This is a genomic window from Arcobacter sp. CECT 8985 (assembly GCF_004116495.1).
Taxonomy (GTDB): domain Bacteria; phylum Campylobacterota; class Campylobacteria; order Campylobacterales; family Arcobacteraceae; genus Malaciobacter.
Genome location: NZ_PDKC01000056.1, coordinates 1 through 7212, shown reverse-complemented (window position 1 = coordinate 7212; position 7212 = coordinate 1). Strand labels below are relative to the sequence as shown.

General features: G+C 25.2%; 9 protein-coding genes. 2 read left to right on the top strand and 7 right to left on the bottom strand.

The genetic code is table 11. The annotated features are described in order from the left end of the window. Window positions 1-214: 214 nt before the first annotated feature. From CRU93_RS13760 to CRU93_RS13730, 7 genes are read right to left on the bottom strand one after another with little or no spacing between them, the layout of a single operon-like run. Window positions 215-997 carry a YihY/virulence factor BrkB family protein gene (locus CRU93_RS13760; RefSeq protein ID WP_129104763.1) on the bottom strand — a complete coding sequence of 261 codons (783 nt, stop codon included), beginning with the start codon at window positions 995-997 and terminating at the stop codon, window positions 215-217. Between the two features lie 3 nt (window positions 998-1000). Beyond that, window positions 1001-2389 carry an FAD-binding oxidoreductase gene (locus CRU93_RS13755; RefSeq protein WP_129104762.1) on the bottom strand — a complete coding sequence of 463 codons (1389 nt, stop codon included), beginning with the start codon at window positions 2387-2389 and terminating at the stop codon, window positions 1001-1003. Beyond that, window positions 2389-3474, bottom strand: a complete 1086-nt coding sequence (locus CRU93_RS13750) for a plasminogen-binding N-terminal domain-containing protein (protein ID WP_129104761.1) — start codon at window positions 3472-3474, stop codon at window positions 2389-2391. The genes CRU93_RS13755 and CRU93_RS13750 overlap by 1 nt, the downstream gene beginning before the upstream one ends. Window positions 3475-3484: 10 nt before the next feature. Next, the gene (bcp, locus tag CRU93_RS13745; protein WP_129104760.1) at window positions 3485-3955 is read right to left on the bottom strand and encodes a thioredoxin-dependent thiol peroxidase; all 471 of its coding nucleotides are present in this window, start codon (window positions 3953-3955) and stop codon (window positions 3485-3487) included. An 11-nt stretch (window positions 3956-3966) separates the two neighbouring features. Then, window positions 3967-4674 carry a carboxy-S-adenosyl-L-methionine synthase CmoA gene (gene cmoA, locus CRU93_RS13740; protein WP_129104759.1) on the bottom strand — a complete coding sequence of 236 codons (708 nt, stop codon included), beginning with the start codon at window positions 4672-4674 and terminating at the stop codon, window positions 3967-3969. A gap of 38 nt (window positions 4675-4712) precedes the next feature. Further along, window positions 4713-5549, bottom strand: a complete 837-nt coding sequence (locus tag CRU93_RS13735) for a bifunctional riboflavin kinase/FAD synthetase (RefSeq protein WP_129104758.1) — start codon at window positions 5547-5549, stop codon at window positions 4713-4715. Further along, window positions 5518-6225: a TlyA family RNA methyltransferase gene (locus CRU93_RS13730; RefSeq protein ID WP_129104757.1), complete on the bottom strand. Its 708-nt coding sequence runs from the start codon at window positions 6223-6225 to the stop codon at window positions 5518-5520. Before CRU93_RS13730 ends, CRU93_RS13735 begins: the two co-directional genes overlap by 32 nt. 82 nt (window positions 6226-6307) lie before the next feature. On the opposite strand from CRU93_RS13730, the gene CRU93_RS13725 reads away from it, so the two are divergent. Both CRU93_RS13725 and CRU93_RS13720 read left to right on the top strand, forming a co-directional pair. Further along, window positions 6308-6880 (top strand): YigZ family protein, encoded by a 573-nt coding sequence (locus tag CRU93_RS13725; protein ID WP_129104756.1) that lies wholly within the window; start codon window positions 6308-6310, stop codon window positions 6878-6880. A 53-nt stretch (window positions 6881-6933) separates the two neighbouring features. Further along, window positions 6934-7212, top strand: a 279-nt coding sequence (locus CRU93_RS13720; RefSeq protein WP_258238940.1) for a hypothetical protein, incomplete at its 3' end; no start/stop codon positions are given.

Genomic DNA, 7212 nt, shown 5'->3' with positions numbered 1-7212 from the left:
CTGATAATACTGCACCTTTCAGGTGTGGAAACGTAGGTCTCTGCCAGCTCTTGAGTTTTGTTTTTACTTTTTACTAAGCCTTTATCTATAACAACTTTTCTCTTGTTATTGATATGGGCTTTTTTTTTATACCACTTTCTTTATTTTTTTTACTTTTTTTATACTTGTATGTTTGTTTTTATTGTATTCTTTTTAATGATTTTATTTGTTCTTTTTATCTTTGTTCTTTTGTATTTAACTTATGGCACATTTTAATTCCATATAAAAATATTATCCATGATATATATATCCAAAAAAAAGAAAAAAGAAGTGTTGATAAAGAACCATATATAGTTGAGTATGTTTTATTATATATAACATAATAAACAAATAGATTTTTAGTTACAGATAATATTGTTAGAGTAACAAAAGAAGATATTGCAGCTGCTTTATTAAGTACTTGCTTATTAACACTTAATTTAAATAAAATGAAAAAGATAAACCAAGCAATTAAAAATGTAGTGATACTATTAATTATTGAATTACTATATAAAGATATAATTATATCTGATATTGTAAAAATAAATGGCATAGCAATTAAAAATATTAGATAAAAGAAGAATGATTTATAAACTGGTCTTCTTTTGGCTTTATGTATTTTATTTATTATATATTCATAATCTTTAAAGAACATAGCAAATACAAAGAACATATAAAATAATCCTATATAGCCTAATTTATTAGAGTTAGATAAAAAACTTTTAAATTCTTTAACAAATTCTTTAGAGTGCGTTGGATTTAAAATATCAAATACATATGTAACAAAAGTATCAATATAAGCTTGAAAAATGTCTAAAGTGGAGATAATAGCAATTAAAAATGCAATTATAGGAAGAATTGAAAAAATGGTAAAAAAGCTCAGGCTTGCAGCATAATAAGTAGTATCATCATTAAAAAATGAATCTATGAATTCTATTAAATTATGATAATACTTTGAAGCAAGACTTTGCTTTTTCATTGGTTATAGACCCATTTTAAATGGATTTAAAATATTATTTGGATCAAATGCTTTTTTTATATTTCTAAACAGATTTAATTCTGCATCATTAAATGCAATTTTCATAAATGGAGCTTTTGATAAACCAATTCCATGCTCACCACTTAATGTTCCTTCTAAGTCTACTACAAATTGAAAAATCTCTTCAATAGCTTTGTGTCCATCTGCCATTTCTTTTTCATTTGTTTTATCTTTTACCATTACATTAACATGAATATTTCCATCCCCTGCATGACCAAAGCAAGGAACATTAAATCCATATTTATCACCAATTTTATAAATTCCATCTAAAGCTTCTGGGAGCTTACTTCTTGGAACTGAAATATCTTCATTTAATTTTTTTGTTCCATAAATTGCAGTTGCAGGACTTGCATTTCTTCTAGCAAACCATAGTTTTGAACTCTCTTCTTCATTTTTTGCAATAATAAAATCAGTTGAACCAAAATTTGAAAAAGCTTCTTTTAAAGTTTCAAGTTGTGAGTCTATTTCTGCTTGGCTGCTTCCATCAACATCTCCAACTAAAATTCCACCTGCATTTTCAGGTAATTCAACTTGAGGGAATTTCTTTTTTAATGCTTTAATTACTAGTGCATCTAAAAATTCCATTGCAACAGGATTAGCTCCACTTGCAAGTGATTTAAATACAGCATTCATTGCTTTGTTTACATCAGGAAATACACCCATGTATGTTTGTTTAAATTTTGGTTTAGGAATTAGTTTTAAAGTAATTTCTGTAATTATTGCAAGAGTACCTTCACTTGCAATTAATATACCTGCAGTATTATATCCTGCAACATCTTTTATTGTTTTTTTACCAGCTGCTATTATTTCACCATTTGGTAAAACTGCTCTTAATGCAACAACATAATCTTTTGTTATTCCATATTTTGCAGCTCTCATTCCACCTGCATTTTCACTTACATTTCCACCAAGTGTAGAGTATTGCTCACTTGCTGGATCTGGTGGGTAAAATAGTCCTACTTCTTCTACAGCTTTTTGAAATTCCATATTAATTAAACCTGGTTGAACAACTCCAACCATATTTTCCATATCAATTTCAAGTAGTTTATTCATGTGTCTTTCTAAACTTAAAATAATTCCACCATTTGAAGGAAGTGCTCCTCCTGTAAATCCAGAACCAGCACCTCTTGGAACAATTACAATTTTATGTTCATTACAATATTTTAATATTTTTGATACATCTTGTTCATCTTTAGGAAAAACAACTGCATCTGGTTCAAATCTCTCTTTAGTTGCATCATAACAATATGCAATTAAATGAGCTTTATCTGATTTTATATTCTCTTCTCCTACTATTTCTTTTAAGTAGTTTAGATGTTTTAAGTCTATCATTAATTTAGTCCTAAAATTGTTTTGTAATAGTCACTATACATATCATTTCTATTAACTATTTCATCTTTTTTCATTTCACCTTCAAGAAGAATCTCTTCTTCACTTCTTTCATCATCTCCAAATATATCTTTTAAAATAGTAAGGTTTTTAAATCCTTTCCATACACTATCTAAAACAGATTCTTCAATACCTGAAATTCTAGTATAAAATGGCATTACATCTGTATCAAGATAATTATAAGCAAGTGTAAATGTATCTAATATTGCAAATGTTTTACTATCTAAAATGTACACTTTGTTTGAAATAATAATAAATATTGTACCAAGATTTTGATCTTTTGCAAACTTTTGAATTGTTGTTCTTGATGGTAAGGGTTCTCTGTCTGTTTTTAGTTTTGCTGCAAAAATATCAGAATGTAAAAATGTATTGTGTCTAAATTTTGCTCTTGCAACTATAAATGCATCTTGTGATGGTGCAATAAGAAGAGATTTGTCATACATATAATTTAAAATTAAAGTATCATTTTCTTGTACTTTTGATTTAGAATTTGGAAGAGCATCTTGTTTTAACCCTTCAAATCTAAGAAATTTTACTTTTGATGATGTATCATTTGTAGCTTCTACATATGCATTTGCAATAATGATTTTTTTGCCATTGTCATATGTTTTCATCACTACACCAGATTGACCAATTCTTAAATTTCCTATATTAATAATTGCACTATTTTTTGTTACATTTGTTAATGATGTTTTTATAGGACTAAAAGTTAATGTTCCAGGTGTAACATTACTACTAACAAATTTTTTATTATTAAATCTTAATATATTTTTTGTTGTTAGAATATACTGATAATTTAACCCTTTTTTAGAACTTGTTATTCTAATATCTTTTAACTTCCAACCCTTCTTTTTCATATCTAAAAAAGAAGCTTCGCCTTTACAAGCACCACCGTCTAATTTAACTTTATCAATTGTTGATGGACTTGTCCAATCTTTTTTATAACATACAGTTGTTTGAGCACTTAATGCACTTGTTGCAAAAAGTGTAATTGTTGCTAAAAATAATTTTGCTGAAGCTTTTCTCATTCATTTATCCTTATTTATTTTGTAACTCTTCTAATTTTTCTTTTACTGCTTCAACATGACCTTTTACTTTTACTTTAGTCCATAAAGCTGCAATTTCACCCTCAGGGTTTATAATAAATGTAGATCTAACTACTCCCATGTACTCTTTACCCATGAATTTTTTAAGTTGCCAAACTTCAAAATCTTCACACATTTTTTTATCAACATCTGATAATAGAGTAATTGTCAACTCTTTTTTTTCTATGAATTTTCTGTGTTTTTCAGTGTCATCTGGGCTAACACCTAAAATTACAGCATCTAAATTATCAAATTCTGGTTCGCTTTGAGTAAATTCACAAGCTTCTGTTGTACAACCAGGAGTTAAATCTTTTGGATAAAAATATAATACTATCCATTTACCTTTTAAATCTCTAGAACAAATTTCAACATCGTCTTGGTTTTTTGCACAAAAATCTGGTGCTTTAGAACCTATTTCAATCATTTATTATCCTTTTATTTTATTGCAATATATGTAGCAAAATTTACCCATTTAAAAATTGTTTCAAAATGTGTAAAACCTGCATCCAATATCATTTTTTTATTTTCTTCATCTGTATATGGTATTAAAACATTTTCCAATGCTTCTCTTTTTTGAGAAATTTCATATTCACTATATCCTTGGTTTTTTTTAAATTCATAATATATATCAATACTTTGTTTATTTAGAATTTTATCATTTGAAATTACTTTTTCACTAAAAATAAAAATTCCTTTTTCTTTTAATGAATCATGAATTTTTTTAATTAGTTTTTCTCTTTGTAGAGGTCTTATAAATTGCAGGGTATAGTTAGATATGATTAGTTGTGCATCTTTGTATGAAGTTGATAATAAATCTTCATTTTTAAGATCTATATCAATACCAAAAGCTTTGCATTTCTTTTTTGCTCTTGCAAGCATAGCACTTGAGTTATCAATACCAATAAGATTTAGATTTACATTTGACTGTTTACCAAGTTCAATCAAAGTTGATGCTGTTGAACAACCCAAATCATAAACATAATCATCTTTATTAAGATAGTTTAATGCAAATTTTATTGTTAATTCTTGCATTTGCTTATAAAATGGAATTGAACGGTTTAACATATCATCGAATACTGATGCTACATCTTCATCAAACTCAAATTGTTTTTTTATTGATTTTTCAAATACTTTATCTATCATATGGATATTTTATCTAAATGAATATTAATAATTATTTATCAAATGAAAAATTTTTTTGCTTCTTTTATATCTTCTTGTATTTGTTCTTTTAAATCATGAAAATTATCAAATTTTTTATTGTCTCTTAGTTTGTCTAAAAATTCAATTTCTACTTTGTTATATGTAGTTTTGATATCTTCATTTAAAATATGTGTTTCAACTGCATAACTTCCATCTGTTGTTAATCTATGACCAAGAAAAGTTATTGAGTTAAATATATCATTTTTTATTTTTGTTTTAGTAATATAAACTCCTTCATTTGGTAATAAAAAGTCTTCTATTTGTAGGTTTATTGTTGGAACAAAATTTGTTTTTCCTAAACCTTGACCTTTTTCTTGTGATCCAACAATTTTATAGTTTTTACCTAAAAATTTATTTGCTTTTTTTATATTTCCATTTTTTATGAATTCTCTAATATATCTTGAATGTACAGCAATATCATCATTTTTAATTTCATCTACAACAATAACTTCATTATCAAATAGTTCTTTTAAATCATTTACGCAGTATTTTCTATTTTTACCAAAACAAAAATCAAAACCAACAATAATTCTTTTTAGGTTTGGGAACTCTTCTTTTATTAATTTAATAAACTCTTTGCCGTCTAAATGTTTAATATTATCAAGTACATAATAATACACAGGTAGATTAGTATACTCTTGTCTATATGCTTTAGGAGTTAGGTTTGAAAATCCAGATTCAATTGTTACAATTGCACCATTTTCATCTAATTTTTCAAAAAGTTTTTGGTGTGCAATATGCATCCCATCAAACCCACCAATTGCAACTGATTGAATATTTTTTTTATTTACTAAAGTAGAACAATTCTTCTTCATTTCCATCTTTCCCTTGTAGTTTACTATGTGAATTATAGATTAGTTTCCAATTTAAAGAAATAGTTTTATCAATAAATTTTTTTCTTGCCAAATTTATAGCATTTTTATCTTTTACTACACCTTTTTTATCTCTTTTTATCTCTCTTCCTACTTCAAATTGAGGTTTAAAAAGTATAATGATTTTTTTATTGGATAGTCTATTAATATCATTTAGAATATTGTGAATAGAGATAAAAGATACATCACAAGTGACAATATTAAAAATTTTATTTGATTGAAAATCTCTTATATCTGTATTTTCAAAAAAACTAATTTTCTTATTGTTTTTTATTTTTTCATGTAATTGATTTGAACCAACATCTACACAAGATACTTCAGCTACATCATTTAATAGTAAAATCTGTGTAAATCCACCAGTACTACTTCCTATATCTAATGCAATTTCATTTTTTAAATCTAAATTAATTTCATCTAGAAAGTATTTAAGTTTATATGCAGCACGACTTACAAAAAAATCATCTTCAAGTATTTTTATATTTGAATTTTCTTCAACTATAAATGATGGTTTTGTAATTATCTTATTATTAATTTGAACTTTTTTTGCTTTTATAAGTTCACTTGCTTTATTTCTACTTTGAATATTAAAATTTTTTTTTAGGTATTGGTCTAATCTCATTTTAATATTATAATATAAACTTAATCAAAAATTGGTTATTTTAAAAATTAAATTAATAATAAATTATATAAAAGAGAAAACATTGAACTACATTAAAGAAGAGTATAGTGCAATTTTTGAAGAAAAAAAATCAAAATTTATTGCTCATATATTTAACTATTGTGAATTTAATAAAATAATGAATAGATTAAAAGATGAACATCCAAAAGCAAGGCATCATGTTTATGCATATAGATATTTAAATGAATTTGAACAAATAGTTGAAAATAGTAGTGATGATGGAGAGCCCAAAGGTACTAGTGGCAAGCCTAGTTTAAATGTATTAGCAGGGAATGATTTAATAAATACTGGTGTAATTATTGTAAGATATTTTGGAGGTATAAAGTTAGGAACAGGAGGATTAGTTCGAGCTTATAGTGATTCAGTTAATAAAGTTATTGAAAAGGCAAAAATTTTTAAATATGAAAAATTAAGTTTAAAATCACTAACTTTTGATTATTCTATGTTGTCTAAAATTGAGTATAATTTAAATCAATTAGATATTAATATAAAAAATAAAATATTTACTGCAGATGTAACTTTAGAACTTGAATCTACAGATGAAAAATTTGAAGAGTTAAAAAAGATTTTACCTTTAAATATAAAATTGTTGTAATTTAAGCTAAAAACTCTATATAATAATTTTTTAAGTTATTAATTGGAGTTTGTATGAAATTTTTACTTATATTATGTGTGCCTATTCTTTTTCTTTTTGCAAATCAAGAACCCAATGTTAAATTTGAAAATCTGCCTTTAAAACAATTAGTAAAAATCAGTTCAAAAATTTTAAATAAAAATATTTTATTAAGTAGTGATTTGAAAGGAAGTGTAGATTTTTATTCAACAAAAGATTTGAAAAAAGAGCAATTATTAGAGTTATTGAAAAATTCATTGAATACAAATGGATATGAATTAATAGATAAAAAATATTATTACAAAATAATAAAG

Excerpts from the sequence above, each read along its gene's own strand:
- CRU93_RS13760 (WP_129104763.1), bottom strand. The coding sequence starts at position 997 with ATGAAAAAGCAAAGTCTTGCTTCAAAGTATTATCATAATTTAATAGAA.
- CRU93_RS13755 (WP_129104762.1), bottom strand. The coding sequence starts at position 2,389 with ATGATAGACTTAAAACATCTAAACTACTTAAAAGAAATAGTAGGAGAA.
- CRU93_RS13750 (WP_129104761.1), bottom strand. The coding sequence starts at position 3,474 with ATGAGAAAAGCTTCAGCAAAATTATTTTTAGCAACAATTACACTTTTT.
- bcp (WP_129104760.1), bottom strand. The coding sequence starts at position 3,955 with ATGATTGAAATAGGTTCTAAAGCACCAGATTTTTGTGCAAAAAACCAA.
- cmoA (WP_129104759.1), bottom strand. The coding sequence starts at position 4,674 with ATGATAGATAAAGTATTTGAAAAATCAATAAAAAAACAATTTGAGTTT.
- CRU93_RS13735 (WP_129104758.1), bottom strand. The coding sequence starts at position 5,549 with ATGAAGAAGAATTGTTCTACTTTAGTAAATAAAAAAAATATTCAATCA.
- CRU93_RS13730 (WP_129104757.1), bottom strand. The coding sequence starts at position 6,225 with ATGAGATTAGACCAATACCTAAAAAAAAATTTTAATATTCAAAGTAGA.